Origin of the sequence: Bradyrhizobium sp. B120 (assembly GCF_049075665.1) — a bacterium.
GTDB lineage: Bacteria > Pseudomonadota > Alphaproteobacteria > Rhizobiales > Xanthobacteraceae > Bradyrhizobium.
On sequence record NZ_CP185242.1, the window covers coordinates 398920 to 425083 of the forward strand.

The 26164-nt window shown below is 64.6% G+C and carries 22 protein-coding genes; 8 read left to right on the forward strand and 14 right to left on the reverse strand.

Features of this window, described 5'->3' with window-relative positions:
* Positions 1-52: 52 nt before the first annotated feature.
* From prfA to ACOIX3_RS01890, 3 genes are all read right to left on the reverse strand, one after another.
* The gene (gene prfA / locus ACOIX3_RS01880; RefSeq protein ID WP_420968147.1) at positions 53-1132 is read right to left on the reverse strand and encodes a peptide chain release factor 1; all 1080 of its coding nucleotides are present in this window, start codon (positions 1130-1132) and stop codon (positions 53-55) included.
* Positions 1133-1189: 57 nt separating this feature from the next.
* Entirely contained in the window at positions 1190-3457 is a 2268-nt protein-coding gene (ptsP, locus tag ACOIX3_RS01885; protein ID WP_420968148.1) for a phosphoenolpyruvate--protein phosphotransferase, read from the reverse strand.
* A 472-nt stretch (positions 3458-3929) separates the two neighbouring features.
* Positions 3930-5186: an aspartate kinase gene (locus tag ACOIX3_RS01890; RefSeq protein WP_420968149.1), complete on the reverse strand. Its 1257-nt coding sequence runs from the start codon at positions 5184-5186 to the stop codon at positions 3930-3932.
* Between the two features lie 210 nt (positions 5187-5396).
* On the opposite strand from ACOIX3_RS01890, the gene ACOIX3_RS01895 reads away from it, so the two are divergent.
* The 4 genes from ACOIX3_RS01895 to ACOIX3_RS01910 all read left to right on the forward strand — a co-directional run bounded on the left by ACOIX3_RS01895 (position 5397) and on the right by ACOIX3_RS01910 (position 8551).
* Entirely contained in the window at positions 5397-5864 is a 468-nt protein-coding gene (locus ACOIX3_RS01895) for a PH domain-containing protein (protein ID WP_420968150.1), read from the forward strand.
* Between the two features lie 14 nt (positions 5865-5878).
* Positions 5879-6631, forward strand: a complete 753-nt coding sequence (gene ubiG, locus ACOIX3_RS01900; protein ID WP_420968151.1) for a bifunctional 2-polyprenyl-6-hydroxyphenol methylase/3-demethylubiquinol 3-O-methyltransferase UbiG — start codon at positions 5879-5881, stop codon at positions 6629-6631.
* 322 nt (positions 6632-6953) lie between these two features.
* Entirely contained in the window at positions 6954-7235 is a 282-nt protein-coding gene (locus ACOIX3_RS01905) for a GIY-YIG nuclease family protein (protein ID WP_420968152.1), read from the forward strand.
* 416 nt (positions 7236-7651) lie between these two features.
* The gene (locus ACOIX3_RS01910) at positions 7652-8551 is read left to right on the forward strand and encodes an EamA family transporter (RefSeq protein WP_420968153.1); all 900 of its coding nucleotides are present in this window, start codon (positions 7652-7654) and stop codon (positions 8549-8551) included.
* 59 nt (positions 8552-8610) lie between these two features.
* Here ACOIX3_RS01910 and ACOIX3_RS01915 read toward each other — a convergent pair whose 3' ends face one another.
* Genes ACOIX3_RS01915 through ACOIX3_RS01935 form a run of 5 tightly spaced genes read right to left on the reverse strand, consistent with a single transcriptional unit; the run spans position 8611 to position 11493 of the window.
* Positions 8611-9039, reverse strand: coding sequence for an EamA family transporter (locus tag ACOIX3_RS01915; protein WP_212311952.1), 429 nt, complete (start codon positions 9037-9039; stop codon positions 8611-8613).
* Entirely contained in the window at positions 9036-9506 is a 471-nt protein-coding gene (locus ACOIX3_RS01920; RefSeq protein WP_420968154.1) for a DUF1178 family protein, read from the reverse strand. The genes ACOIX3_RS01915 and ACOIX3_RS01920 overlap by 4 nt, the downstream gene beginning before the upstream one ends.
* On the reverse strand, positions 9503-10381 hold the full coding sequence (locus tag ACOIX3_RS01925; protein WP_420968155.1) for a carbon-nitrogen hydrolase family protein: 879 nt from the start codon (positions 10379-10381) through the stop codon (positions 9503-9505). The genes ACOIX3_RS01920 and ACOIX3_RS01925 overlap by 4 nt, the downstream gene beginning before the upstream one ends.
* The gene (gene grxC, locus ACOIX3_RS01930) at positions 10381-10653 is read right to left on the reverse strand and encodes a glutaredoxin 3 (protein ID WP_229167126.1); all 273 of its coding nucleotides are present in this window, start codon (positions 10651-10653) and stop codon (positions 10381-10383) included. Before grxC ends, ACOIX3_RS01925 begins: the two co-directional genes overlap by 1 nt.
* Before the next feature lie 30 nt (positions 10654-10683).
* Positions 10684-11493 carry a ComF family protein gene (locus tag ACOIX3_RS01935; protein ID WP_420968156.1) on the reverse strand — a complete coding sequence of 270 codons (810 nt, stop codon included), beginning with the start codon at positions 11491-11493 and terminating at the stop codon, positions 10684-10686.
* Between the two features lie 78 nt (positions 11494-11571).
* Here ACOIX3_RS01935 and ACOIX3_RS01940 point away from each other — a divergent pair, with 78 nt between their 5' ends.
* Complete coding sequence (locus ACOIX3_RS01940; protein ID WP_420968158.1) at positions 11572-12414, forward strand: methyltransferase domain-containing protein; 843 nt, start codon at positions 11572-11574, stop codon at positions 12412-12414.
* A gap of 370 nt (positions 12415-12784) precedes the next feature.
* Here ACOIX3_RS01940 and ACOIX3_RS01945 read toward each other — a convergent pair whose 3' ends face one another.
* On the reverse strand, positions 12785-13195 hold the full coding sequence (locus tag ACOIX3_RS01945; RefSeq protein ID WP_420968159.1) for a (deoxy)nucleoside triphosphate pyrophosphohydrolase: 411 nt from the start codon (positions 13193-13195) through the stop codon (positions 12785-12787).
* 177 nt (positions 13196-13372) lie between these two features.
* On the opposite strand from ACOIX3_RS01945, the gene ACOIX3_RS01950 reads away from it, so the two are divergent.
* Positions 13373-14722: a TadE/TadG family type IV pilus assembly protein gene (locus tag ACOIX3_RS01950; RefSeq protein ID WP_420968160.1), complete on the forward strand. Its 1350-nt coding sequence runs from the start codon at positions 13373-13375 to the stop codon at positions 14720-14722.
* Positions 14723-14977: 255 nt separating this feature from the next.
* On the opposite strand, the gene argJ is transcribed toward ACOIX3_RS01950, so the two are convergent.
* A complete protein-coding gene (gene argJ, locus ACOIX3_RS01955; RefSeq protein ID WP_420968161.1) occupies positions 14978-16219 on the reverse strand; it encodes a bifunctional glutamate N-acetyltransferase/amino-acid acetyltransferase ArgJ in 1242 nt (413 codons plus the stop codon).
* Between the two features lie 371 nt (positions 16220-16590).
* The gene (locus ACOIX3_RS01960; RefSeq protein ID WP_212311945.1) at positions 16591-17529 is read right to left on the reverse strand and encodes a peptidylprolyl isomerase; all 939 of its coding nucleotides are present in this window, start codon (positions 17527-17529) and stop codon (positions 16591-16593) included.
* Positions 17530-17921: 392 nt separating this feature from the next.
* Between ACOIX3_RS01960 and secA the strand changes: the two genes are divergently transcribed.
* Positions 17922-20786: a preprotein translocase subunit SecA gene (secA, locus tag ACOIX3_RS01965; protein WP_420968162.1), complete on the forward strand. Its 2865-nt coding sequence runs from the start codon at positions 17922-17924 to the stop codon at positions 20784-20786.
* A 26-nt stretch (positions 20787-20812) separates the two neighbouring features.
* On the opposite strand, the gene ACOIX3_RS01970 is transcribed toward secA, so the two are convergent.
* Entirely contained in the window at positions 20813-22024 is a 1212-nt protein-coding gene (locus ACOIX3_RS01970) for an ABC transporter substrate-binding protein (protein ID WP_420968163.1), read from the reverse strand.
* Positions 22025-22318: 294 nt separating this feature from the next.
* Positions 22319-22753 (reverse strand): VOC family protein, encoded by a 435-nt coding sequence (locus tag ACOIX3_RS01975; RefSeq protein WP_223972093.1) that lies wholly within the window; start codon positions 22751-22753, stop codon positions 22319-22321.
* Positions 22754-23103: 350 nt separating this feature from the next.
* Here ACOIX3_RS01975 and ACOIX3_RS01980 point away from each other — a divergent pair, with 350 nt between their 5' ends.
* A complete protein-coding gene (locus tag ACOIX3_RS01980; RefSeq protein ID WP_420968164.1) occupies positions 23104-25539 on the forward strand; it encodes a hypothetical protein in 2436 nt (811 codons plus the stop codon).
* A gap of 14 nt (positions 25540-25553) precedes the next feature.
* Here ACOIX3_RS01980 and ACOIX3_RS01985 read toward each other — a convergent pair whose 3' ends face one another.
* Positions 25554-25997, reverse strand: a complete 444-nt coding sequence (locus tag ACOIX3_RS01985; RefSeq protein ID WP_038387042.1) for a MarR family winged helix-turn-helix transcriptional regulator — start codon at positions 25995-25997, stop codon at positions 25554-25556.
* Between the last annotated feature and the right edge of the window lie 167 nt (positions 25998-26164).

The window sequence follows — 26164 nt, forward strand, 5'->3', positions numbered from 1 at the left end:
TGCGCACCAGGCAGGGACGACGACGATCAATGGAGCCAGTAGCCGGATCGGTTCATGCCGCCGCGCCCTGCGCCGCGAGCTGCGCGGCCTGGTGCTCGGTGGTCAGCGCATCGATCAGTTCGCCGAGCGCCTCGCCCGCGATCACCTGCGGCAGCTTGTAGAGCGTCAGGTTGATGCGGTGGTCGGTCACTCTCCCTTGCGGGAAATTGTAGGTGCGGATGCGCTCCGAGCGATCGCCGGAGCCGACCTTCTCCTTGCGGTCGGCGGAGCGCGCAGCGTCGACGCGCTGGCGCTCGGCATCATAGATGCGCGAGCGCAGGATGTTCATCGCCGACGCCCGGTTTTTGTGCTGCGAGCGGCTGTCCTGCATCATCACCACGATGCCGGTCGGCAGATGGGTGATGCGGATCGCGGATTCGGTCTTGTTGACGTGCTGGCCGCCGGCGCCGCCGGCGCGCATGGTCTCGATCCGCAAATCCGTATCCTTGATGTCGACGTCGACGTCCTCGACCTCGGGCAGCACGGCGACCGTGGCGGCCGAGGTGTGGATGCGGCCTTGCGTCTCGGTGTCGGGCACGCGCTGCACGCGGTGCACGCCGGACTCGAATTTCAGCTTGGCGAAGGCGCCGCGGCCCTGCACCTCGGCGATGATTTCCTTGTAGCCGCCGACGGTGCCTTCGCTCGCCGAGATCACCTCGACCTTCCAGCCCTGCAAGGCTGCGAAGCGCTCATACATCCGGAACAGGTCGCCGGCGAACAGCGAGGCCTCGTCGCCGCCGGTGCCGGCGCGGATTTCCAGCACCACGTTGCGGTCGTCCATCGCGTCCTTCGGCAGCAGCGCGATCCGGATCTTCTGCTCGAGATCGCCGATACGCGCCTGCAGCGACTCCAGCTCGGCTTCCGCCATGCTGCGCATTTCGGCGTCGGTGCCCGCATCGGCCAGCAACGCCTCGGTGTCGGCGAGTTCCGACCGGGCGACGCGATATAGCTTCACCGCATCGATCAGCGGATTGAGTTCGGCAAGCTCGCGCGTGATCGCAACATAGCGCTCGGAGTTGACCTGGCCGAGCAGCTCGGCCTCGAGCGAGGCGTGATGGGCGAGCAGGACGTCGAGTTTGGCTTCGGGTAGCATGGCGGAGTCTCGAATTGCTGAAAGCGCGAAGGGGTGGCGGAGGCGACGGCAGCGTCGCTACAAGGCCAGCCCCTCGGTTTCCGCAAACTTCGTCAGCGCCGCGCGGATCGAGACGCTGCCGACCGGCGCGTCCAGCAGCGGATTGATCATCGCCTCGGCCTTCTTGGCGTCGAGGTCGAGGATCAAGGCCTTGACCGGGCCGTGCGCGGTCGCCGACAGCGACAGCGAGCGATAGCCGAGCGCAATCAGCGCCAGCGCGCCGATCGGCTTCGACGCCATCTCACCGCACAGCGAGGCGGCTTTCTTCGCGATCTTGGCCTTGCGCACGATGTCGCGCAGCGCGCGCAGGATCGGCGCCGACAGGGTGTCGAAGCGTTCCGAGACCTTGGCATTGCCGCGATCGACCGCGAACAGGAACTGGAACAGGTCGTTGGAGCCGACCGAGACGAAGTCGACCTTCTTCAGCAGTTCGTCGAGCTGGTAGAGCAGGGCCGGCACCTCGACCATGGTGCCGATATCGATCCGCTCGGGCAGCGAATGGCCGTGCTGGCGCAGATAGGTCAGCTCGCGCTCGACGATCGCCTTGGCCTGGTCGAACTCGGCGATATCCGAGATCATCGGGAACATGATCTTCAGGGCACGGCCGCCGCCGGCGCGCAGCAGCGCGCGGATCTGGCCGCGCAGCAGGCCGGGGCGGTCGAGGCCGAGCCGGATCGCGCGCCAGCCGAGCGCGGGATTTTCCTCGACCACGGTTTCCATGTAGGGCAGCGCCTTGTCGCCGCCGATGTCGAGCGTGCGGAAGGTGACGGGCTTGGCGCCGGCGGCATCGAGCACGGTGCGGTACAGCGCGAGCTGGTCGCTCGAACGGGGCAGGCTCGGGCTCACCATGAACTGCAATTCGGTGCGGAATAGGCCGATGCCGGCGCTGCCGGTGTCCTCGATATGCGGCAGGTCGATGGTCAGGCCGGCATTGATCAGGAGCTCGATCGGCTGGCCGTCCTTGGTCACGCAAGGCTTGTCGCGCAGCGCCGAATATTGCGCCTGCCGCCGCGCCCGGAACCGGACGCGCTCGGCATAGGCGGATTCGATCTCGGCGGAGGGACGGACATAGATCTCGCCGGAGATGCCGTCGACGATGATGGCATCGCCCGGATCGGCAATGCCCGGCGCGTTCGGCACCTCGCCGACCGCGGGAATGCCGAGCGCGCGCGCCACGATCGAGACGTGGGAATTCGCGGTGCCTTCCTCCAGCACCAAGCCGCGCAGCCGCTTGCGGTCATAGTCGAGCAGCGCCGCGGGGCCCATCGCGCGGGCGATCAGGATGGCGTTGTCGGGCAGCTGTTCGCGCGTCGGCGCATGGTCCTGGCCGACCAGTTGCCGCATCAGGCGATGGCCGAGATCCTCGAGATCGTGCAGGCGGTCGCGCAGATAGGGATCGGTCGAGCGCAGCATGCGCGCGCGGGTGTCGGACTGCACGCGCTCGACGGCGGCTTCCGCGGTGAGGCCGGTGGCGACCGCCTCATGCAGCTTGTGCGACCAGCCCTGGTCGTTGGCGAACATGCGGTAGGCTTCCAGCACATCGCGATGCTCGCCGCCTTCGGCGACGTCGCCGCGCTCCAGCATGCGGTCGAGATCGGCGCGCAGATTGGCGAGCGCGGTGTCGAGCCGCTTGATCTCCTTCGGCAGGTCCTCGGCGATATAGTTGGTGATGACGACGCGCGGCTCGTGCAGCACGACGTGGCCGAGCGCGATGCCGTCGGAGAGCACCGCGCCGGTCTTGTGCAGCGAGTGCCGCGCAGCGGGCTCGGCGCCGGGCTGCGCCAGCGCGGCAAGCTCGCCCGAGGCGATCATCTCCGCCAGCACCATGGCGGTGGTCTGCAGCGCCTCGACCTCTTCCTCGACATAGGTGCGCTTGGCGCGGTTCTGCACCACGAGCACGCCGAGCGTATTGCCCGCGCGCAGGATCGGCACGCCGAGGAACGAGTGGTAGATCTCTTCGCCGGTTTCCGGGCGGTAGGCGAAGGCGGGGTGGCTTTGCGCGTCGGAGAGATTGAGCGGCGTCGCCTCGCTGGCAACGAGGCCGACCAGGCCCTCATGCGCGCTCAGCACGGTGCGGTGCACGGCGTCGCGGTTCAGACCTTCGGTGGCGTAGAGCTCGAGCGTATTGTCGATGCGCAGCACGTAGCAGGAGCAGACCTCGGCCACCATGTTGGCCGCGATCAGCACCACGATCTTGTCGAGGCGTTCCTGGGCGGAGACTTGCTCCGCCATGGTTTCGCGGAGCCGTCTCAACAGGACGCGGGGGCCTCCCGACGCGCTCCGCATGTGCTTCAGTCCCTCCCCGCGAGGCCGGCGCAGCGGGCCGGCCGGCCGTTGGCGCAAAACTCGTCAAAAACAACAATTTTAGCCATTCGGCGTCGCCGCTCGCGCCAGTTCCCGCCGATTCGGGATCGCACAAACTGTGCCACAGTTTGCGACAGCCCACCTGACTGGCCGTATAGCCAATCGAGGCTCGCTTTGCCAAGCAAAACGCCTGCCAGTAGCAAATAACGTCTGCGTCAGCCCGATGCTGCGCCCGCTAAGAGAAATTCTAACTCCGGGATGTGGGTACCGGAGGACGGCCAATGCTCCGCCTCGTCATTCCCCGGTGCGCAATTGCGCACCTGAGGGCTCGCGAAGCGAGAGCCCGGAATCCATTCATCCACGGAACCTGTGGGCCGATGGATTCCGGGCTCGTGCTCCGCACGCCCCGGAATGACGGTGGAGAGAGCCCACCTGCCTCTCGGGCGCCGCTAACCTACGCCTGGTCCAGCCCGTACAGCGTGTGCAGCGTGCGCACCGCGAGTTCGGTGTAGGCGGCGTCGATCAGGACCGAGAACTTGATCTCGGAGGTGGTGATGGCGCGGATGTTGATGTTGCGGTCGGCCAGTGCCTTGAACGCCTTCGCCGCGACGCCGGCATGGCTGCGCATGCCGCTGCCGATCACCGAGACCTTGGCGACGTCGGTCGCGGTGTCGAGCCTGGCGTAGCCGATCTTGGCCTTGGCGGAGGTAATGGTGTCCTTGGCGCGGTTGTAGTCGGTGGCCGGCACCGTGAAGGTGAGGTCGGTGGTCTTGCCGTCCTCCGACACGTTCTGCACGATCATGTCGACGTTGATGTTGGCATCCGCGAGCGGTCCGAAGATCGCCGCGGCGACGCCGGGCTTGTCCTCGATCTGGCGCACGGAAATCTGGGCTTCGTCCTTGGAGAAGGCGATGCCGGTGACGACGTGCATTTCCATGATTTCCTCCTCGCTGCAGATCAGCGTGCCCGGCGGCTGGTTGGCGTGCGGGTCGATATCCTCTGGCTTGTCGAAGCTGGAGCGCACGAAGATCGGCATGTTGTGCACCATGCCGAGTTCCACCGAGCGAACCTGCAGCACTTTGGCGCCCTGCGAGGCCAGCTCCAGCATGTCCTCGAACGCGATCTTGTCGAGCCGGCGCGCCTTCGGCACCACGCGCGGGTCGGTGGTGTAGACGCCGTCGACATCGGTGTAGATGTCGCAGCGGTCGGCCTTCAGCGCAGCCGCGATCGCCACCGCCGAGGTGTCCGAACCGCCGCGGCCGAGCGTGGTGATGCGGCCGGTCTGCGGGTTGATGCCCTGGAAGCCGGCGATCACAGCGACCTCCTTGCGTTCCTTGAAGCGGTCGATGATCTCGCTGCCGTCGATATCGAGGATGCGTGCCGAGGCATGCGCCTCCGAGGTCTTGATCGGGATCTGCCAGCCCTGCCACGAGCGCGCCTGGATGCCGATGCCCTGCAGCACGATCGCGAGCAGGCCCGAGGTGACCTGTTCGCCGGAGGCGACCACCGCGTCATATTCGCGCGCGTCGTGCATCGGCGAGGCCTCGGTGCACCAGCCCACCAGCTCGTTGGTCTTGCCGGACATCGCGGAGACGACGACGGCGACCTGGTGGCCCGCGTCGACCTCGCGCTTCACGTGCTGGGCGACGTTGCGGATACGATCGATATTGGCGACGGACGTACCGCCGAATTTCATCACGAGGCGGCCCATGACGACGCGTCTATTCCTTTAAGAGGATAAGTAGGTTAACCCACGCCGAAAACCGCAAGCGCGGGCACCGAAAGGCGCGTATACATAGCGCCGCGCCCGGGGGCAAGCCGGTTGGTAGGGGTCGGCCCAGGGTCTTTTGGGGGTGTTTTGCCGGTTGCGGGCGGGCTGTGGCGCAACGGTGACTCGCGGGCAACTCGAAGGCGGGATTGGATGGGACGCTATATCGACGAAATCCTGCAGCCCGGCGAGAAGGTGCTGTATTCCACCAATGCGCACTGGATGTTCTATCTGCCGGCGATCGCGGCCTGGATCGTGGTGCTGGCGCTGCTGATCCTGTCCCGGATGACGACGGTCGACGCCCTGGTGCTGGCCTGCCTGGCGGCCGCCGCCGTGGTCGCGGTCGCGGCGCTGTACTGGACCGGCGCGGCCTGGTTCCATCGCTGGACCACGGAAACCGACGTCACCAATTTCCGCGTGGTGCACAAGAGCGGCTTCATCAAGCGACGCACCTTCGAGATGAGCCTCGACAAGGTCGAGAGCGTCGACGTCAACCAGAGCATCATGGGACGCCTGCTCAATTATGGCGACGTCACCATCCGCGGCGTCGGCGAGGGCATCGAGACCATCAAGACCATCGCCTCGCCGCTGTCGTTTCGCAATTCGATCACCGCGCGATAGGGGCGCGCGCAATCATGGCCACAACGCTTTCCAATTCCACCGCCGCCTCGGTCGATCCGGCCGAAATCGCGAAGTTTTCAAAACTGTCGGATGAATGGTGGGATCCGCGCGGCAAGATGGCGCCGCTGCACAAGATCAATCCGCTGCGCCTGACCTATATCCGCGACGCCGCCTGTCGCAAGTTCGAGCGCAACGCCAAGAGCCTGAGCTGCCTGTCCGGCCTGCGCCTGCTCGACATCGGCTGCGGCGCCGGGCTGCTGTGCGAGCCGTTCACCCGGCTCGGCGCCCAGGTGATCGGGATCGATCCCTCCGCCACCAACATCGCTGCCGCGAAGCTGCATGCCGACAAGGGCCATCTGTCGATCGACTACCGCTGCACCACGGTGGAGGAGATGGACGCGCGCGAGCGCTTCGACATCGTGCTGGCGATGGAGGTGGTCGAGCATGTCGTCGATGTCGGCGCCTTCATCAAGCGCTGCGCGACGATGCTCAAGCCCGGCGGGCTGATGGTGGTCTCGACCTTGAACCGCAACTGGAAGAGCTTTGCGCTGGCGATCGTCGGCGCCGAATACGTGCTGCGCTGGCTGCCGCGCGGCACCCATGACTGGAGCAAGTTCGTCACCCCCGCCGAGCTCGAGCGCTATCTCGGCGACGTCAACCTCGCCGTCACCGAACAGGCCGGCGTGGTCTACAACCCGCTCGCCGACAAATGGGCCGTCTCGTCCGACATGGACGTGAACTACATGGTGGTGGCGGAGGAGGTGTAGGGTTGTTGGTATCCACATAACCGCTGTCGTCCCTGCGAAAGCAGGGACCCATAACCACCGGCCCCGGTTATTGAGTGCGATCTCAGCTCAGGACCTGCTTCGGAATCCGATCGACACCATCCGTCTCATCGCCCGTTCAACCATCGTGCCGCAAACCACTCCCTGTGGTTATGGGTCCCTGCTTCCGCAGGGACGACAGCGAGATTGTGGCGTGAATCGCGGCGATGTGAGACGCTATTGCCTCCCGACAGGTGTCGTCCCTGCGAAAGCAGGGACCCATAACCACCAGCCCAAATAATTGGGCGAGATCCGCGTTCCGAGCATGTACTACGTCTACATCCTCGCTAGCCGGCGCCATGGCACGCTGTATATCGGCGTGACGAATTCCGTGCAGAAGCGGCTGGATGAGCACAAGGCCGGTAAAGGCTCACTGTTCGTCAAAACCTACGCCGTTTATCGCCTGGTCCACGTTGAATCATATGAGCGTGCCGAGGAAGCCATTACGCGTGAGAAGCAGCTCAAGAAGTGGAAGCGTGACTGGAAGATCGAGCTGATCGAGCGCGAAAACCCTGAGTGGCGTGACCTCAGCGACTTGCTTGTCTGACCGGTGTGCCACGAACCGCTTCCTGTGGTTATGGGTCCCTGCTTCCGCAGGGACGACGGGGAGTTTCGGTATCGGCGTGCCCTTTGCTGGCGGCTTAACGTCTGCAAAGTCAGCACAGCTTTCGCCGATACACCGGTGTCGTCCCTGCGAAAGCAGGGACCCATAGCCACCGGCCGATATTGTTGAGCGCGATCTGAGTTCGGGACGTGTTCTGCCAACTTGACCGGGGTTATGGCCCGTTCAACCATCATGTCCCAAACCTCTTCCTGTGGTTATGGGTCCCTGCTTTCGCAGGGACGACAATGAGTTTGCGGCTCGATCGCAATCCAGTCATGCGCCGTTTCGGTTGACCGCGTCGGCGGCAATCGGCACGTTGTGCGCGTACTCCCGCCCCGGCGCACTTTCCTTATCCCGCAATGTTCACAATCGCCTCGCTCTGGATCCCCTTCACCATCGTCGCTGCGTTCGGGCAGGTGGCGCGCAATGCGATGCAGCGGCATCTGACCGGGCCGCTCGGGACCTGGGGCGCGACCAATATCCGCTTCCTGTTCGGGCTGCCGTTCGCGGTGGTGTTCTTCGCGCTGGCGGTGCTGCTGACCGGCGACCCTGTGCCGTGGCCGGCGGCGTCATTCTGGCCGTGGCTGTTGTCCGGCGCGCTCAGCCAGATCGTCGGCACCGGCTTCATGCTGCTGGCGATGAACGACCGCTCCTTCGTGGTGACCACGGCCTACATGAAGACCGAGGCGATCCAGACCGCGATCTTCGGCTTCATCTTCCTCGGCGACCATCTGACGACGCCTAAGGTGATCGCGATCGTGATCGCCACGATCGGCGTCGTCGTCACCGCGCTGAGGCCGGGCGGGCAGAAGAGTTTTGCCGATCTGCGGCCGACCGTGCTCGGGCTCGGCGCCGCAGCGGTGTTCGCGATCTCGGCGGTGAGCTTTCGCGGCGCCATCATTGCCGTGCCCGGCGTCTCGTTTGTAACCGCGGCCTCCTACACGCTGATGTGGAGCCTGTTCGTCCAGACGCTGATCCTGTCGGTCTATCTGTTGCTGCGCGCGCCCGACGTGCTGCGAAAGATCCTCGGCCTGTGGCGGCCCTCGATGTTTGCGGGCTTCATGGGCGCGTTCTCCTCGCAATTCTGGTTCCTGGCGTTCGCGCTCACCGCGGCCGCCAACGTGCGGACGCTGGCGCTGATCGAGGTGCTGTTCGCGCAGGGCGTGGCGTATTTCTCGCTCAAGCAGCCGTTCTCGCTGCGTGAGGTGATCGGCATCGTCCTGATCGTGATCGGCGTCGCGCTGCTGATTGCCGCGTAAGACTTATGTTTGACGCGTTTTCTTCACGCGAACCGGTACCACTTCGCTCGAAAACGCCATTATCCTTTCACGGCGATCAGTACCGCGCCCGCCGAGATCAGCGCGATCCCGATCCAGCCATAGGGCGAGGGGCGCTCGCCGAGGAACACGGCGCCGAACAGCGCCACCAGCACCACGCTGAGCTTGTCGATCGGCGCGACCAGTGTGGCGGGGCCGAGCTTGAGTGCGCGGAAATAGCAGATCCACGACGCGCCGGTGCCGAGCCCGGACAGCAGCAGGAACAGCCAGCTCTTGCCCGAGATCGGCCCGGCCTGGGTGAATTGCCCGGTCGCGAACAGGATGGCCGACAGCGTGATCAGCACGACCACGGTGCGGATCAGGGTGGCGAGATCGGAGTTGATGCCCTCGACGCCGACCTTGGCGAAGATCGCGGTCAGCGCGGCGAAAATAGCCGAGAGAAACGCCCAGACCTGCCAGGTCGCGGTCAATTCCGGTCTTCCGGCAGCGTCGGCAGCGGCGAGACCTCGACGCCTTCGTCGATCAGCGCGCGCGCCTCCTCGGGCGAGGCCTCGCCATAGATCGGCCGGTGCTCGATATCGCCGTAATGCATCTTGCGCGCCTCGTTCGGGAAGCGGTCGCCGACATTGTCGGCGTTCTTCACGATGTGGTCGCGCAGTTCCTTCAGCTTGCTGCGCAGCTCGCGCTCCTGCGCCATCATCAGCGACGTCGATTCGGCAGGCGGTGCCTCGACGGGCGCGGCCGGCGCCGGCTGGGCCGGTTCGCGGCCCTTCTTGCTGACGATTTGCGGCGCCATGATCGCGCGCTCGATCTTGTCGGAGCCGCAGGACGGGCAATCGATCAGGTGACGCCGCTCCTGCGATTCATAGGCCGCGGAGCTCTGGAACCAGCTCTCGAACTGATGGCCGCGCTCGCAGCGCAGCGTGTAGCGGATCATGCCGAACCCCGGACGAGGTGCAGATGCTCCGGGCCGGCCTTGGGGTCGGCAATGCCGAAACGCCTGCCGTGCTGAAGTGAAGGGATGGTCTTGCGCGCGGTCTCGACCTTGGAGGGATCGATCTCGGCCAGGAACACGCCGGGCTCGACGCCGCCCTCGGCGAGAATCTCGCCCCAGGGGTCGATGATCAGCGAATGCCCGAAGGTCTCGCGCTTGTTCTCATGCAGGCCGGCCTGCGCTGCTGCGAACACGAAGCAGCCGGTCTCGATGGCGCGGGCGCGCAGCAGCGTGTGCCAATGCGCTTCGCCGGTCTTGCGGGTGAAGGCGGACGGCACGGTGAGGAACGACGCGCCGGCCTCGGCAAGCGCGCGATACAGCGCCGGGAAGCGCACGTCGTAGCAGATCGTCAATCCGATCCGGCCCCAGGGCAGGTCGGAGATCACGGCGGTCTCGCCGGGCTGGTAGTTGGCCGATTCGCGATAGCTCTCGCCGCCGGCCAGATCGATGTCGAACATGTGGATCTTGTCGTAGCTCGCGAGCACATTGCCCTCGGGCCCGATCAGGAACGAGCGGTTGACCGCCTTTTCCGGCGAGTAGCGCAGCGCCAGCGAGCCGATGTGCAGATGGATCTTCAACTCGGCGGCCAGCGCGCGATAGGCCTGCAGCGACTTGTCGTCCTCTTCGCTCGCCAGATGCTCGAACAGCGCCTTGCGGTTCAGCTGCATCATGTTGCTGACTTCGGGGGTCAGCACGTATTTGGCGCCCTGCGCCGCCGCTTCGCGGATCAGCCGCGTGCCCTGCTCGAGGCTCGGCTCGGGCAGCAATCCGGTGCGCATCTGCACCATGGCGGCGGTGAAAACGTTGTCCGTGCTCATCAGGCGCCGCCTCCGTTGCTGAGCAGGCCGTCGAGCTTGCCCTCGCGGTCGAGCGCGTAGAGCTCGTCGCAGCCGCCGACATGGGTCTTGTCGATGAAGATCTGCGGGAAAGTCGAGCCCGCGCCGGCGCGATCGTACATCTCGTCGCGGTAGGACGGGTTGCTGGCGACGCTCAATTCGGTGAACGCCGCGTTCTTGCGCGTCAAAAGCGATTTGGCCGCGGTGCAATAACCGCAGCCCGGGCGGGTATAGATTTCGATGGCAGCGGTCATGGTGTGCTCGGTTGAACCAGAAGTTACAGATTATATGGGAGCACGGTGGGTATCGACAACCCGGGCAAACACCAGCACGTCGACCTGTGCGGCTTTGGCGCGCAACAGCGCCCGCGCGCAGGCATCCACCGTAGCGCCCGAGGTCAGGACGTCGTCGACCAGGACCACGCGGCGGCCCTGGATGTCAGCCTTGCGTTCATCGGCGACCCCGAATGCGCCCTGCACATTGCTGGCGCGGTCCTTGCGCGACAGCCCGATCTGCTGCTCGGTGGCACGGGTGCGCCGCAGCGCCTCGGACACCATTTTGACGCCGCTCTGGCGCGCGATCACCTTGGCGAGCGCGCCGGACTGATTGTAGCGCCGGCTCCAGCCGCGTCGCCAATGCAGCGGAACCGGCACCAGCATGTCGGCGCCTTGTAGCAATTCCTTCCCGGCGCGCGCCATCCAGCGGCCCATTGTCGGCGCCAGATCGGTGCGATCCTGGTATTTCAATGCGTGCACCAGGGTGCGTGCGACGTCGTCATAGCGCACCGCGGCGCGGGCGCGCTGGTAGGATGGTGGATTGGCGATCGCCTCCATCGACAGCAGCTCGGGACCGGGATCGTAGACAAAGGGAATCCCGAGCCGGGGGCAGAACGGCGGCGCGATGAACGACAATTTGGCCCAGCAGGCCGCGCAGACGCCCTCGCCATGAACCGGCTCACGGCACGACACGCACAGCGTCGGCAGCGCGATGTCGAGCATAAGCCGCGCGGTATGCAGCCAAGCGCCGCCGACCACGCCGAGCGCGCGCTGGATGTGACCGGAAATGGAGCGTGTCGGTGATGCCTCGGCGTCCATGGCTGATGAGGCTAGCGTTTGAGCAACGCGGGCTCAAGGCGCATTGCCTGCGGCGGCGGTCCGGCGTAACCAGCCGGCATGGCAACGACCCCGGCGACCGCCCCCATCCTGTTCGATCGCGCATTGCTCGGCGCGCGGCTGGCGCGCGCGCAGGCCGCGGGGGCGGCGACGTTCCTGCTCGAGCGGGCCACCGAGGACATGGCGGACCGCTTGCTGGCGGTGTCGCGCAGCTTTTCTTCCGCGGCCGACGTCTGGACGCCGGGTGACGGGCTTGCCGACGCCCTGCGTGGGCGGGTCGGATCGGTCAACACGATCGGTTTCGTTGAGACGGAAGCGCTCGGCCTGCCGCCCGAGTCGCTCGACCTCGCGGTCTCTGCGCTCGCCTTCCAGTTCGTCAATGATCTGCCGGGCGTGCTGGCGCAGCTTCGCCGGGCGTTGAAGGGCGACGGGCTGCTGCTCGCCGCGATGCTCGGCGGCGATACGCTGACCGAGCTCAGGCAGAGCTTTGCCGCGGCGGAGGCGGAGTGCGAGGGTGGGGTGTCGCCGCGGGTGGCGCCGTTCGCTGACCTGCGGGACATCGGCGCGCTGTTGCAGCGGGCGGGCTTCGCGCTGCCGGTCACCGATGTCGACCGCGTCGTGGTGCGCTACGCCAGCGCGTTCGCACTGATGGCCGACCTCAGGCGGATGGGCGCGACCAATGTGCTGCGCGAGCGCCGTCACATCCCGACCCGCCGCGCCACCATGCTGCGCATGGCGCAGATTTATGCCGAACGTTTCGCCGACCCCGACGGCCGCATCCGCGCCACCTTCGACATCGTCTGGCTCTCCGGCTGGGCGCCGCATGAGAGCCAGCCGAAGCCGTTGCGGCCCGGCTCGGCCAAGGCGAGTCTGGAAGCTGCGGTGAAGCAGGTGAAGCGCTGAAGCGTGAGGTGAGCGTGACGCCCGGAACCGAGAACCAACCTCAGCGTCGTCCCTGCCTAGTGCGCAATTGCGCACGGGAGCAGGGACCCATAACCACAAATGCCAATTGTTGGGCGATGCTGGAACGACGAGTCCCTTCAACAAGGTCCGCCGCGGCGTATGGGTCCCTGCTTTCGCAGGGACGACGGGTTGGAGGGAGCCACAGACTCACATCACAATTTCGGAATAATGGAATTGTGCCCCTGAGTTGCCCGACGTGTCAAGCCGTCGTGCCGAACGCCGGCCGGCCGCCACCGGCTACTGTGCGTGGGGTTGTTTTCGATATTTTGGGTAGCCGCGCTTCCCCCGCAGGCGGGAGAGGCCAAGAAGATCACAGCAGCAGATCGATCAGATGCGGCAGCAGCGGAATATCCGCCGGCGGCATCGGGTAGTCGCGCAGCTTGCTGGCGCGGACCCAGGCGAGGTTCTGGCCCTCGCGCGCCACCGCTAGGCCCTCCCAGCGCCGGCAGATGTAGAGCGGCATCAGCAAATGGAAGGTCTCGTAGGCATGGCTGGCGAAGGTCAGCGGCGCGAGGCACGGCTCGCTCACGGTGATTCCGATCTCCTCGTGCAGCTCGCGGATCAGGGTCTGTTCCGGCCGCTCGCCGGGCTCGATCTTGCCGCCGGGGAATTCCCACAGGCCCGCCAGTGCCTTGCCTTCGGGACGCTGCGCCAGCAGCACGCGCTTGTCGGCGTCGACCAGCGCGCAGGCGACGACGAGGGTCAGCTTGATGTCAGCCATGCGGCTCGAATGTTCCTTGTTGTCTTGCAAGCTTTCATTAACCAGCAACGCGCCGTCGGCCAAACGATTTGTGCCGGTGCGCTTTTTCTGCATTCGCGATAAGCGGGCCTTAATTCGCGGCAGGCAGGGTGAAGGTCCTGATTTATCAGCCCATCAATTTCTCTGCCGATATAACCCATGCGCACCTTGCTCCGGACCGTCAGCCGTTTCCGCCGCGATCGCTCCGGCAACATCGCGATGATCTTTGGCCTGGCCCTGCTGCCGATCCTCGTCGCGGTCGGATGCGCGGTCGACTATTCCCGCGCCAACCAGATCCGCAGCAAGCTGATCTCCGCCGCCGACGCGGCGAGCGTCGGGTCGGTCGCGAAGGCATCGCCCGGCTTCATCGCGGCCGGCGCCATGACTTCGGACGGCGAGATTTCGGCCGGCGAGGCCGACGCGAAGAAGATCTTCAACGGCAACATCTTCAACCAGAACGGCTTCACGCTGACCAACGTGACGCCGACCATGACCAAGAGCGGCAGCACCATCACCTCGACGGTCCAATTCACCGCCGATGTCCCGACCATGTTCCTCGGCGTGTTGGGGCGGAGCAAAGTGTCGGTGTCGGGCACCTCGACCTCGACCGCGAATATGCCGCTCTATGTCGATTTCTATCTGCTGCTCGACAATTCGCCGTCGATGGGGGTCGGCGCGACGCCGACGGACGTCGCCAAGCTGGTCACGGCCACCACCGGCAACAGCTTCAAGCCGAACGACCAATGCGCCTTCGCTTGCCACGACTACAACGACCCCAACAACTACTACAATCTGGCGAAATCGCTTGGCGTCACGACGCGGATCGACGTGCTGCGCAGCGCGACCCAGCAATTGATGGATACCGCGGCGGCGACCCAGACCTATTCGAGCCAGTTCCGCATGGCGATCTACGACTTCGGCGCGTCCTCGGCGACCTACGGCTTGCGAAGCCTGTTTTCGCTGTCGTCGAGCCTGTCGAGTGCAAAGTCGGCGGCCGGCAACATCGATCTGATGGGCGTCTACGGCAACAACGATTCCTACACCGCGGACAAGGACAGCCAGTTCACCGCGATCTTCCCCCAGATCAACAATGCGATCGCAAACCCGGGCGCAGGCACCTCGTCGGCGCCGCTCAAATATCTGTTCTTCGTATCCGACGGGGTCGCCGACGAGCCGAATACAAGCTGCCTGAAGCCGATCACCGGCAGCAATCGCTGCCAGTCGCCGATCAATCCGGCGCTCTGCGATGCGATCAAGAAGCGCAACATCAAGATCGCGGTGCTCTACACCACATATCTGCAGCTGCCGACCAATAACTGGTACATGAACTGGATCGATCCGTTCAATCAGGGTCCGTTCGGCCCATCGCCGAACAGCCAGATCGCGCAGAACATGCAGGCCTGTGCGTCGCCGGGCTTCTATTTCGAGGTCAGCCCGACCCAAGGCATCGCGGACGCGATGAACGCGCTGTTCAAGAAGGCCGTCGCCGACGCGCGGATCTCGAGCTAGCGAAGGCTCACGCTCTCTCCGTCACCCTGAGGAGGCCGCGCAGCGGCCGTCTCGAAGGGTCGACGGCCCGGCTTTTACCTCATGGCGACATCGGGGCCGTGCATCCTTCGAGACGCCGCTTCGCGGCTCCTCAGGATGAGGGGAATCACCGTCATTGCGAGCGTAGCGAAGCAATCCATCTGTCCGCATGCTCTGACGGATGGATTGCTTCGTCGCTTCGCTCCTCGCAATGACGGAGGCGATTGGGGAAAGCGATTACGACCTGTAATCGCCGTTGATCGCGACATATTCCTTGGTGAGGTCGCAGGTCAGCACGCGGTCCTTCGCCTTGCCGAGGCCGAGCGCGACCTTGATCTGGATCTTCGGCGCCTTCATCGCCTCCGACACCTCTTTCTCATTGTAGGACGGATCGCGCGCGCCGCTCTTGGCAACGCGGATGCCGTTGAAGGAGATCGAGAGCTTGTCGCGGTTGGCGGGTTCGCCGGCCTTGCCGACCGCCATCACCACGCGGCCCCAATTGGCGTCCTCACCGGCGATCGCGGTCTTCACCAGCGGCGAATTGGCGATCGACATCGCGATCTTGCGCGCCGACGGCTTCGTCGTCGCGCCCTCGACCACGACCTCGACCAGCTTGCGGGCGCCCTCGCCGTCGCGCGCCACCTGCTCGGACAGATTGGCGAGGATCTGCTGGAATGCCTTGGTGAAGGCCTTCAGCCGCGGGTCGCTGGCGCGCGAAATCTTCGGCGCGCCATTGGCGGCCGCAGCACCGGTCGCAAACGCCAGCAGCGTGTCCGAGGTCGAGGTGTCGCCGTCGATGGTCAGCGCATTGAAAGTGTCCTCGACGCCGGCCTTGAGCAGCGATTGCAGCACGCCAGCCGACAGCGGCGCGTCGGTGAAGACGAAGGACAGCATGGTCGCCATGTCGGGCATGATCATGCCGGCGCCCTTGGCCATGCCGTTGATCGTCACCTTGGCCTTGCCGAGCTTCACGGTCGCGGTGGCGACCTTCGGGAAGGTATCGGTGGTCATGATCGCCTTGGCCGCGTCCATCCACTGATCGGGGGTCGCGGTCTCCGCGAGCTGCGCCAGCACGCCGTCGAACTTGGTGGCGTCGAGCGGCTCGCCGATCACGCCGGTGGAGGCAAGGAATACGTCCGACGTCGAGCAGCCGACCGCCTTCGCCGCGATCTGCGCGGTCAGCGCGGTGGACGACTTGCCGGTTTTGCCGGTGAAGGCATTGGCGTTGCCGGAATTGACCACCAGCGCGCGCGCGGCCCCGCCCTTCAGCTTGGCGCGGCACCATTCGACCGGCGCCGACGGGCATTTCGACTTGGTGAAGACACCGGCCACCGTGGTGCCCTTGTCCAGCAGCGCGAGCAGCACGTCGGTGCGGCCCTTGTAGCGGATGCCGGCGGCAGCGGTCGCAAGCCGCACACCCGCGATCACGGGCATCTCGGGAACGTCGGGCGGGGCGAGGGGGGAGACGGCGGTGGACATGGGAGGCTTCCGGCTACGGGGAGGGAAGCGCTGCATAACATCTCGCCGGCTGAAGCGGGAGAGGGCTCGAGGTGCGAACGTGCTGTCATCAATTGTTCAAGAAGCCTGTAGCCCGGTCGATTGATTGCAGGACGGACGGAGTCATGAGCGGGGCAACATCCTCGTTGTCGTCCCTGCGAAAGCAGGGACCCATAACCACAGAAGCCGATTGTTGCGCGGCTCCGGAACGACGAGGCCCGTTCACAACACCGGCCGCGGCGTATGGGTCCCTGCTTTCGCAGGGACGACGGTTACAGGTGTGGCCGTGGCGGTGCCCAAAAAGCAAATGGCCGGGACATGCCCGGCCATCGCAACTGCTTTCGCTTCGAAGCTTACTTCTTCGCCGGCGCCATCTTGTTGTCGGCGGGCTTCGGCGCGTCCTTGGCGGCATCGGCCGGCGCGGTCGCGTCCTTGGCCGTCTCGGCCGGCTTGTCCAGGCGCTCGACCTTGGCGGCCTCGCGCAGCTTGGCGACATAGTCGGCCTGGGCCTTGCGGGTCACGTAGGTCTCGATCTGGGCCTTCACCTGCTCGAAGTCGGGCGCCTTGCGGTTGCGCTTTTCCTCGACCTTGATGATGTGCCAGCCGAACTGCGACTTGACCGGATCGGAGATCTTGCCCGGCTCGAGCGTGAAGGCGACCGCGGAGAATTCCGGCACCATCTGCTCCTTGGTGAAGAAGCCGAGGTCGCCGCCGTCGGAGGCGCCGGGATCCTTGGACTTCTTCTTGGCGAGTTCGGCGAAGTCCGCGCCCTTGTCGAGCTCGGCCTTGATCGCCTTCGCCTCATCCTCGGTCTCGACCAGGATGTGGCGGGCGCGCACCTCCTGCTCGCCGGTGATCTGCTTGGAGGCCTCTTCATAGACCTTCTTCATGGCGTCGTCGGTGGTCGCGGCCTTGCCCTCGCTGGCAAGCAGGCTGTCCATCAACAGGCGGTTGCGGGTGAAGGCGAGCCGCTTCTTGAAGTCGTCATTGTTCTCGATCTTCTTGTCCTCGGCGGCCTTGGACACGATCTTCATGTCGATCAGGAAGGACAGCACATTGTCCTTGCGGGTCGAGGGGTCCATCTGCTGCAGGCTAGGGCCGAGTTCCTCCTCGGCGAGCGCCACGTCGCTGGCATGGATCTCGGAACCGTTCACCTTCGCCAGCACCGGGTCGGATTCCGCGGCGCGGACCGGGAGGCCGGCAGCCAGCACTGCGACAAGACAGCCCGTGGCGGCCAGGGTGGCGAGGCCGAGGCGCAGGCCGGTTTTGGTTTCCGGAGGCGAGGTGGTCATGCAAAATCCTTGTCTCAAAGGGGGGGAGCTCGAGCGGGGCGGACACTCGCCCAATCGTGTTACATTGGCAACGCGAAAGTCTTGTCAAAATGATGAATTCCTTGACATCTTGGCGGCGTTGACAACCCCCCGACCGGGCCATATCTCTGGCCGACCGTGTCAGTGGTGAGAGCGCTTATTTTGCTGCGTTTTTCGCCGTTGAACCCAGGATGGCCTGTTTCCCACTCAATTGGCGGAGGAGCTCCGGGTCGGGGCTCGAACCGTAGCGCGTCACGGTGAGTTGATAGGCAATCCGGCGGACCATCTCAGGCTGTATTCCAAGACTGAAATTCAAGACTGAAATTCAAAACCGAACCAAGACCGAACTCGAGACCGAAGAACAGGAATTTCGCATGATCGGCGCGCTCGCCCGCAAGTTTTTCGGCTCCTCCAACGACCGCCGGGTCAAGGGGTATCAGTCCCGCGTCAGCGCCATCAACGCCCTGGAGGGCGAGCTCGTCAAACTGACGGACGACGAGCTCAAGGCCCGCACCGCCGAGTTCAAGCAGCAGCTCGCCGCCGGCAAGACGCTCGACGACCTGCTGGTTCCGGCCTTCGCCACGGTGCGCGAGGCGGCCAAGCGGACGCTCGGCCAGCGTCATTTCGACGTCCAGCTGATCGGCGGCATGGTGCTGCACGAGGGCGACATCGCCGAGATGAAGACCGGCGAAGGCAAGACGCTGGTTGCGACGCTCGCGGTCTACCTCAACGCGCTCGCCGGCAAGGGCGTCCATGTCGTCACCGTCAACGACTACCTCGCCCGCCGCGACTCCGGCTGGATGGGCCAGATCTATTCGTTCCTGGGGCTGACCACCGGCGTGATCGTGCACGGCCTCGACGACGCCGAGCGCAAGGCCGCCTATGCCTGCGACATCACCTACGGCACCAACAACGAATACGGCTTCGACTATCTGCGCGACAACATGAAGTACCGCCTGGAGGACATGGTCCAGCGCGAGCATTTCTACGCGATCGTCGACGAAGTGGACTCGATCCTGATCGACGAAGCGCGCACGCCGCTGATCATCTCCGGCCCGCTCGACGACCGTTCGGATTTCTACAACACCATCGACACCTTCATGCCGAAGCTCGCCAAGAAGGACGACTTCGAGGTCGACGAGAAGCAGCGCACGGTGACGCTGACCGAAGGCGGCATGGAGAAGCTCGAGAACCTGCTGCGCGACGCCGGCCAGCTCAAGGGCGAGTCGCTGTACGACGTCGAGAACGTCTCCGTCGTGCATCACGTCAACCAGGCGCTGCGCGCGCACACGCTGTTCACGCGCGACAAGGACTACATCGTCCGCGACGACGAGGTCATCATCATCGACGAGTTCACCGGACGCATGATGCAGGGCCGGCGCTATTCGGAAGGCCTGCACCAGGCGCTGGAAGCCAAGGAGCACGTCACGGTCCAGCCCGAGAACCAGACGCTGGCCTCGATCACCTTCCAGAACTATTTCCGGATGTACCAGAAGCTGTCCGGCATGACCGGCACGGCGCTGACCGAAGCCGACGAACTGTTCGACATCTACAAGCTCGAGGTCGTGGAGATCCCGACCAACCTGCCGGTGGCGCGCCTCGACGAAGACGACGAGGTCTACCGCACCCAGAACGAGAAGTACGCCGCGATCCTTGCCGAGATCGAGCGCGCCAACAAGCGGCTGCAGCCGGTGCTGGTCGGCACGGCGTCGATCGAGAAGTCGGAAGTGCTGGCCGAGTACCTCAAGAAGCACGGCTACAAGCAGATCGATTTCGGCTCCGAGTCCGGCATGGACAAGCTTTATGCGGCGGCCCGCGCGGGCAAGCCGGCAAAACTGTTCGCGGTGCTGAACGCGCGCTTCCACGAGCAGGAAGCCTATATCGTCGCGGAAGCCGGCGTGCCGGGCGCGATCACGATCGCGACCAACATGGCCGGCCGCGGTACCGACATCAAGCTCGGCGGCTCGCTCGAGATGCGGATCCAGCAGGAGACCGCCGCGATCACCGACGAAGCCGAGAAGGCGAAGAAGATCGAGCTGATCAAGGCCGACATCGAACGCTTCCGCGAACTGGTGCTGAAGGCGGAAGAGGATTTCGAGGTCGAGCCCGCCAAGGGCAACAAGCCCGCCAAGACGGTGAAGAAGCCGGGCGGCCTCTACATCATCGGCTCCGAGCGCCACGAATCCCGCCGCATCGACAACCAGCTGCGCGGCCGTTCCGGCCGTCAGGGCGACCCCGGCCGCTCGAAATTCTTCCTGTCGCTGGAAGACGATCTGATGCGCATCTTCGGCTCCGACCGGCTCGACAGCATGCTGCAGCGGCTCGGCTTGCAGGAAGGCGAAGCCATCATCCATCCCTGGATCAACAAGGCGCTCGAGAAGGCGCAGCAGAAGGTCGAGGCGCGCAACTTCGACATCCGCAAGAACCTCTTGAAGTTCGACAACGTCCAGAACGACCAGCGCAAGGTGATCTTCGACCAGCGCATCGACCTGATGAAGGACGACAGCGTCGTCGAGACCGTGACCGACATGCGTCATGCCTTCGTCGAGGACGTGGTCACCAAGCACATCCCCGAGCACGCCTATGCCGAGCAGTGGGACACCGCGGGCCTCAAGGAAGAGCTGAAGCGCGTGCTCGACGTCGATTTGCCGGTCGACGAATGGGCCAAGGAAGAGGGCATCGCCGACGAGGAGCTGCTCAACCGCATCGAGAATCATGTCGACGAGCGCATGGCGGCGAAGGTCGCGCAGTGGGGCCCCGACGTGATGCGTTACGTCGAGAAGACCATCCTGTTGCAGACGCTCGACCATCTCTGGCGCGAGCACCTGATCATGCTCGATCATCTGCGCCAGGTGATCGGCCTGCGCGGCTACGGCCAGCGCGATCCGTTGCAGGAGTACAAGACCGAAGCCTTCAATCTCTTCCAGGAGATGAGCGCGCATCTGCGCGAGGCCGTCACCGCGCAACTGATGCGGGTCGAGATCGTGCCGCCGGATGAGCCTGCGATGCCGCTGCCGCCGATGGAAGCGCACAAGCTCGATCCCCACACCGGCGAGGACGAGTTCGCCCAGGCCCGCCTGACCGAGGCCACCTACGCCCAGGCCTCGCTGGCGCCGGGCATGCCCGCCGCCGACCGCAATCCGAATGACCCGGCAAGCTGGGGCAAGGTCGGCCGTAACGAGGACTGCCCCTGCGGGTCAGGCAAGAAGTACAAGCACTGCCACGGGCGGTACGCGTAACGCCATTTAACCGGTGAGTTCGGCCATCATCGCTTGACGAGAGGACATCCATCCTCGCCCGCCGGGCGAAACGCCTGATCGCCTGGGATCGTCGCAATGATCTTGTAGTAGTCCCAAGGGCCACTCGATTCATCGGGTGTCTTTACCTGCACGAAATACATGTCGTGCAGGAGCCTTCCGTCTTCCCTGAGCTTGCCGGCTTTCGTGTAAAAATCGTTGACTGGAATCTCGCGCATTTTGGCCATCACCGTTTTCGGCTCATCGGTGCCGGCGGCCTCGATTGCGCGAAGATAGTGACGGACTGCTGAATAAACCGACGCCTGCGCTGAGGTCGGCATACGTCCATGCCGTTCGAAAAAGCGCTTGGACCAGGCGCGCGTTTCGTCGTTGCGATCCCAGTAAAACCCTGTGACAAATCGCAAGCCTTGCGCCGCTCGAAGTCCGAGACTGTTAATGTCGGTTATGAAAGCAAGAAGCGAGACGAGCGTCTGACCACCGCGTGACAGTCCAAACTCGGCTGCCTGCTTGGTGGCGTTGATCATGTCTCCGCCGGCATTTGCCAGCGCAACGACCTTCGCGCCCGAGGCCTGCGCCTGCAGCAGGTAAGAACTGAAATCCGCGCTGTTGATTGGGTGGCGCACGCTTCCCAGCACCTTGCCGCCACTGGCCAGAACGGCGCTGCTCGCATCGGCCTCCATCGAATAGCCAAAAGCGTAATCTGCGGTGATGAAGAACCAGGTGTCCCCGCCGCTGCGGACCATTGATCGAGCAAGTGTGTTGGTTAGTGCATATGAATCTTGGAGCCACGAGGCCTCGTTTGGAGTGCAGTTCTTTCCCGTGAACGCAGTCGTTCCGACGGCCCCGGCGATGGCGATGCGATTCTTCTGGAGTGCGACTTGTTCGACTGCGAGCGCGACGGATGAGTTGTCGAATCCGACCGCCATGTCGACGTTATCGACGTCGAACCAGTGACGCGCAATTGTGGCGCCGATGTCGGCTTTGCTTTGATGGTCGCCAACCACGAGATTGATGGGCTTGTTCAGCACTTTGCCGCCGAAATCCTCCACCGCCATGCGTGCGGCGATGACCGAGCCCGGCCCGCCAAAATCAGCGTACACACCAGACTGATCGTTCAATATCCCGATCCGTACGACATCGTCCGAAATCTGTGCGGTGGCTGTCCCGCTATAGGGGGATGCCAGACAGCCCAAAAGCACCGCGAGATGTAGCGACCGCATGGGTGCACCTCGGTGTCGGAGTGGACGGCGCCGATCCTACTTGTTCTTCATCTAATGGGCGAGTGGGAGAATGCCGAGGTGCTTGCTGACCTTCGGAGGTACTGTGAATGGATGATGGTTGCAATCTTGCGTCTACGGCGTCGGCGGAGACGGCGTCGTCGCGTGCATCGACTTCGGCATCGAAACCCTGATGGAGCTCGTCAGGATGACGAAGAAAACCCCGGACTGCTCCGTTGTTGATATCAAGGCCGTGACGCGGCGGGCGATGCGCCCGCCGTCGAGGCTACATCGCCGTCAGCCGGCGAAGGCCTTGTCGAGGTCGGCGATGATGATCTTCTGCATCTTCAGCATCGCCTGCATCGCGCGGTCGGCTGCCTTGCGGTCGGGATCGCCGAGATAGCGGCTCAGCGCCGTCGGGATCACCTGCCAGGACAGGCCGAAGCGGTCCTTGAGCCAGCCGCAGCGCGATTCCTGGCCGCCGTCGGTGAGTTTGCTCCAGAAATAGTCCACCTGCTCCTGGGTCTCGACGCTGAGGAAGAACGACACCGCCTCGTTGAATTTGTGCTGCGGTCCGCCATTGAGCGCGTAGAACCGCTGCCCCTCGAGCTCGAAGCTCGCCATGAAGTCGCTGACGGTCTCGATCTCGGCGTTCGGGAACACCGACTTGTAGAAGGCGACGGCGTCGCGGACGTTGTTGTCGAGCCAGAGGAACGGCGTGATCGAAGTCATGACGGGGAATCCTTGTGATCGATGAGGAGGATGAGCCGGAACCGCGCGCACAGCGTTCGCGCATCCGGAGGACGAGCCCGCGACCGGCACTCCGACATAGTGACCGGACTTTTTGTTGGGGCCTCCCGGCACGGCTGTCTGCCCGTGAGGCGGTATTTTCGCGATTTGGGTTCCCGGGTAACCCCGCGCTAAGCCCGCAGAGGGTTCGGCCACTGCCCAAAGTCGGAGTTGGTTCGTCCAATCAATCACTTGTTAGTGCTCTGTGCTTCAATATTGCCGGGCGCGTCGGGTGAGCCGCCAACGCGCATCAAAGGGTCTCTTTGATCAAGGCTCGATCAGGAGGCCGCGCCTTGCAGACCGCGACGACTATGCCCGGCCGCTACTATCCGGCGATCTTCGTGCTGGCGTCGGCCACGCTGGCCTATCAGATCATCATCACCCGCTTCTTCAGCGTGATGGTGCATTACCACTTCGCTTTCGGGGCCATCGCCCTTGCGATGTTCGGGCTGACGCGCGGCGCAATGAAGGTCTATGAGGATTCCACCCGCTATGCGCCGGAGCGTGTGGCGCCGGAATTTGCCCGTCATGCCGCGCGGTTCGCGATCAGCGGCGCCGCCGTCATGTGTGCCTTTCTGTATGCGCCGCTGGTTGTGCCCGACGCATATGCCATGTCTGCGCTCGCCGTGGTGGCGCTGGCTTTCACCATTCCGTTTGCCGAGGGCGGCATTTGCATCACGCTTCTCCTGACCCGGCTGCCCAATGTCGGGGGCTGGCTTTACGCTGCCGATCTGGTCGGCGCCGCGGTCGGATGCCTCGGCATCATCTTCGTGCTGCTGGTGATCGATCCGGTCAGCGCAACGCTGTGGATCGGCGCCTGCGCCGCGGCCGTCGGCTGGTTCGTGGTCCGTCACGACGAAGGCCGAAGCGATGTGCGCCTGAGCCGCAACGCCGCGCTTGGTCTCGCCGCGCTCGCCGCCGTTCACACCGCGCTGGCCGCAACCGGCAGCAGCCATCTTGGCGTGATCTGGGCCAAGGGCACCCAGCAGACCGGAACGTTGTTCGAGCGCTGGAACACCTATTCGCGCGTCCGCGTGACCGATCTCGGGCTCACGATTCCGTTCGGCTGGTCCTTCGCGCGCACCCCGGACACCAGGATCGAGCAGCTCTATCTCGACATCGATGCCGACGCGGCGACGCCGATCACCCGCTTCTCCGGCGATCTGACCAAGGTTTCCTATCTCAAGGACGACGTCATCAACGCGCCCTATCTGGTGCAGCAACGGCCGGACGACGTGGCCGTGGTCGGCGTCGGCGGCGGCCGCGACATCCTCTCCGGCCTCTATTTCGGCGCGCAGCGCATTCACGGCATCGAAATCAATCCCGCGATCTTCGAGGTGCTGACGGACAAGTTCGCCGACTATTCGGGCCATCTCGATCGCCAGCCCGGCGTGTCGCTGGTCAATGCCGAAGCGCGCAGTTACATCAACCACTCGCCCGATCGCTACGACCTGATCCAGATCTCGCTGATCGACACCTGGGCCGCCACTGCAGCCGGCGGGCTGACGCTGACCGAGAACCGGCTCTACACCGTGGAGGCGTGGGACGATTTCTTCCGCGCATTGAAGCCGGGCGGCATGCTCTCGGTGTCGCGCTGGTACGAACCGACGGCCTATCGCGGCGAGTTCTATCGCCTGATTGCGATCGCGGCCGAGGCGCTGCAGCATCAGGGCGTGCCGATGACCGAATTGTCGCGGCATGTGATTGCGGCGAATGTCGGCAGCGTCGTCACGGTCATGACCCGGCCCGAGGCGTTCACGGCGGTGCAATGGCGGGGCGCGCGCGACCGGCTGGAAGCACAGGGATTCAAGCTGCTGCTCGGGCCGGATATCGCCTATGACAACGTCACCTCGGCCCTTCTATCGGGCAAGGCCGACCAGGGCTTCCTTGATTCACTGCCGGTAAACATCGCGGCCTCGACCGACGACAAGCCATTCTTCTTCTATACCGCGCGACTTGCCGATCTGTTCCTCAAGAACGGCTTCGAGGCGCAGAACAACGCAGCGCTCGGCATCATCAAATGGGTGCTCGTCTTCCAGCTCGGCATCTGCATCTTCTACATCGGCATTCCCTTCGCGCGCCTGATGCGGCGGATGCCGGTGGCCACACTGGTGCCGCCGGTGGCCTATTTCGCCGCGATCGGCATGGGCTTCATGCTGATCGAGATTTCGCAGATGCAACGGCTGATGGTGTTCCTCGGCCACCCGGTCTACGGGCTCAGCGTCGTGCTGTTCACGATCCTGCTGTTCGGCGGTATCGGCAGCGCCACGGTGGGGGCCGCGCCGTCGCGGCCGGCCATGTTGATCGCTCGCCTCGTCGCGCTGGGCGCAACGCTGGTGGCCGCAGGCCTGCTGACGCCGGCCGTCACCGCTTGGGCGCGCTCCGCGCCGACCGACATCCGCATCCTGGCGTCGGTCGCGCTGCTGGCACCGCCGGCTTTCTGCATGGGCATGATGTTCCCGCTGGGCCTCGGCATCTGGCGGCGGCACGACGGGCTGCTGCCGTTCTTCTGGAGCACCAACGGCATCACCTCGATGCTTGCTTCCGTGCTCGGCATGGCGCTGTCGATCCAGTTCGGCATCACCACGACATTCGCACTCGGCGTCTGCTGCTATGTGGTGTGCGCGATCATGATCGTCGGCAACCGGCTGGCCCATCCGGTCGCTGATACCGCCCTCAAGCCGGTGCGGCCGGCCGGCCTTGTGGCGCAGGACGAGGTGGCGTCGTAGCGGAGGCTGTTGCCTCAGTTGGCGCTGCCGATCAGGCTTTCCAGCAGCCGCTTGAGCTCGGTGGTCGACTTGTCGCCATAGCTCTCGACGATGTGCTCCTCTTGGCTCACCGCCAGCGAGTTCAGCCGGCGGCACAGTGCCTTGCCGCGGTCGGAGACGAACATCAGCACCTTGCGGCGATCCTTGGGATCCTGGACGCGATAGACGAGGGCGTCCGACACCATCCGGTCGATCATCTTGGTCAGCGTCGGATGGTTGAGCAGCACGGCGTCGGCAAGCTCGCCCATCGAGTGGCCGTTGCCGTCGGACAGCACTTTGAGGATGCGCCACTGCTCGACCGGCACGCCTTCCTTGGCCAGCCGCGTCTCCAACTGCCGGTTGATCTCCCGGTTGGCTTGCGCGAGCAGGTAGGTGAGGTGTTCGGTGATCGGGGAATTTTCTTTCGGCGGTTTAGCCACGGCGTGAGACCTGGTTCCTGACCCGGTGAATGAATGTCCGGCAACTCATGCCATTTCTATATGCACTTCAATTGTTGAATATTCAATATTTTCCCCTAGGATATTCCCCCAACCAAGGGGCGGATGCCGCGACCGCCCGCTGGCTGCGTTGCGTACTGCTTCCCAGA